Origin of the sequence: Citrobacter sp. wls718 (assembly GCF_005280945.1) — a bacterium.
Taxonomy (GTDB): domain Bacteria; phylum Pseudomonadota; class Gammaproteobacteria; order Enterobacterales; family Enterobacteriaceae; genus Citrobacter; species Citrobacter gillenii.
On record NZ_SZWV01000019.1, the window covers coordinates 1,780 to 3,603 of the forward strand.

At 55.2% G+C, this 1,824-nt stretch carries 4 protein-coding genes; all 4 read right to left on the reverse strand.

Annotation, left to right across the window (positions count from 1 at the left end; translation table 11 throughout):
* Window positions 1-38: 38 nt before the first annotated feature.
* The 4 genes from FDW95_RS03465 to FDW95_RS03480 are packed head-to-tail and all read right to left on the reverse strand — an operon-like array spanning window position 39 to window position 1,391.
* Window positions 39-359, reverse strand: a complete 321-nt coding sequence (locus FDW95_RS03465; RefSeq protein ID WP_001592527.1) for a DUF5375 domain-containing protein — start codon at window positions 357-359, stop codon at window positions 39-41.
* Window positions 356-583, reverse strand: a complete 228-nt coding sequence (locus FDW95_RS03470; protein ID WP_087878536.1) for a hypothetical protein — start codon at window positions 581-583, stop codon at window positions 356-358. The genes FDW95_RS03465 and FDW95_RS03470 overlap by 4 nt, the downstream gene beginning before the upstream one ends.
* Entirely contained in the window at window positions 580-1,128 is a 549-nt protein-coding gene (locus tag FDW95_RS03475; RefSeq protein ID WP_087878535.1) for a host cell division inhibitor Icd-like protein, read from the reverse strand. The genes FDW95_RS03470 and FDW95_RS03475 overlap by 4 nt, the downstream gene beginning before the upstream one ends.
* Window positions 1,125-1,391, reverse strand: coding sequence for an AlpA family transcriptional regulator (locus FDW95_RS03480; protein WP_162882570.1), 267 nt, complete (start codon window positions 1,389-1,391; stop codon window positions 1,125-1,127). Before FDW95_RS03480 ends, FDW95_RS03475 begins: the two co-directional genes overlap by 4 nt.
* Between the last annotated feature and the right edge of the window lie 433 nt (window positions 1,392-1,824).

Genomic DNA, 1,824 nt, shown 5'->3' on the forward strand with positions numbered 1-1,824 from the left:
CGTTTCTGTTACGTTCATTTTCATCGTTGTTTTCTCCCTCAGTGCAGTACCGGTGCGGTGATATGACGGGCGCAAAGCTCATCCATCACGGCCAGCCCGAGAAAGGACAGCGACGGCGCGGCTTTGAGTGGTCCGGCTTCCATTAAATCTTCAAGCAGGGCACAGGCAATCTGACGGCCCTTTTCCTCACCATGCTGGCGCAGATAGAAGCCCTCCAGCTCGGTCGCAATGGCGCTTTCCAGCGCGTCGAGGGTGAGGTGCGGGTAGCGGTGCTGGCGTTCGCACAGGGTCAGCCATGCACAGGCCACGGCGCGACGATACAGCGCGGCGCGTAATACGGGCGGTAATGGCTTTTTCATACGTTACCCTCCCCGGTCAGCCACTGCTGATTGCAGCGTTCGACCACGCCGTCGAGCTGGGCGGTCATGAGGTAAATCACGGAGGTGAGCTGTAACTGCTGCGCCGGGTCACGACGAACGGTCGCGCAGTCCTGCACCTGCATCAGGTCGCCGACGAGCTGGCCGACATTGCGCATATGCTCCAGACATTCGAGGTCACGGGCGGTAATGGTGGTGTGTTTCATGCGCGCACCTCCGCAACCGGCAGGCGGCCAGCGAACGAGAGGACGTAATCGCGAACGAGGGAAAGGCGTGCGGCGTGCTCATCACCGGCAATGGTGCGGAGCATACAAATACGGGGGGTACGGTCTGCGCGACGAACAGCGGCAAACACAAAGACAAACTGCGGGTGTGACGGGGCGAGGGTCGTAGCCATAGGAGCAACCTCCTTGAAGTAGCGGTTATCGCCACCACCGGAGTTCTCACGCTCGGGTGGTAGCCCAGACGGGGGTGAGAAACCGGCCTTCAAGGGAACCGGCCAGCCCGAGGGCTGCCCCGCCTGAGCCACCATTACGCAGATACAGCAACGGCTAAAGAACCGATGCGTAAACAACAGGTGCACATAGGCATAGACACAAAAAAAGACGCATGGCGCGTCCGGTGTCGCCTTGAAGTAACTCGGGTTCTCACGCCCGGCTGCCGATTTTGCGACAGCGGGAAAACTATACCTGGAAACGGCGAAAAGAAGCAAGCCAGAAAAAGGGGCTGTTTGCTGAACGATCATCATCATGCGTCATAGCCCCGGTTACGTTCGGCAATGCGATCTGCCATCCATGCGGTGATTTCAGACTGCGCCCACGCCACGTTTTTCCCACCGAGGGAGATTTGTTTCGGGAAGGCTTCCCGGCTGATGAGGTCGTAAATGGTCGAGCGGGACAGGCCGCACAGATGCATCACTTCGGGCAGACGGATAAAGCGTTCGTGAACGGTATCAGAAACCGGCATCTGCGGGGCGGCAGGGGCAGAAGACGGGGAAGAAAAAGCGGTGTGCATCGGGCTACCTCACAAAGTCCATACAGTGCCGGTCGTGTCCGTCCGGCTTCGGGTAGCTCTCTATTTTGTGAATATTTTCCCTCAGGGCAACAAGTCATTTTGTACTGCTCCACCACACAACAGAGCGTTTTTTATACAGTGGCAAACGTTGGCCGTTTTTTGGCAAACGTTGGCAAACCGGTGGCCCATTGCTGATTACTTTTTTATATATATTTATTATTTTTAATCACTAAAAAGTCTAAGTGACTGACTGGCTGAAAAAACTGAAGGGTGAACAGTGGTGAACAGACGGTGAACAGTCAGACCTTCAACTGCTCACCCTTTAACTTACTGTATTACTTATCTTTTTATTTAAGGTGAACAGTGGTGAATAGTTATAAGTAAAAAAACAAACGGTGAGTAAGGTTTTCCTGCGACCTTTCTCTGGCCAGCC

Coding starts and splice junctions, on each gene's coding strand:
- FDW95_RS03480 (WP_162882570.1), bottom strand. CDS start 1,391: ATGCACACCGCTTTTTCTTCCCCGTCTTCTGCCCCTGCCGCCCCGCAG.
- FDW95_RS03470 (WP_087878536.1), bottom strand. CDS start 583: ATGAAACACACCACCATTACCGCCCGTGACCTCGAATGTCTGGAGCAT.
- FDW95_RS03465 (WP_001592527.1), bottom strand. CDS start 359: ATGAAAAAGCCATTACCGCCCGTATTACGCGCCGCGCTGTATCGTCGC.
- FDW95_RS03475 (WP_087878535.1), bottom strand. CDS start 1,128: ATGATGATGATCGTTCAGCAAACAGCCCCTTTTTCTGGCTTGCTTCTT.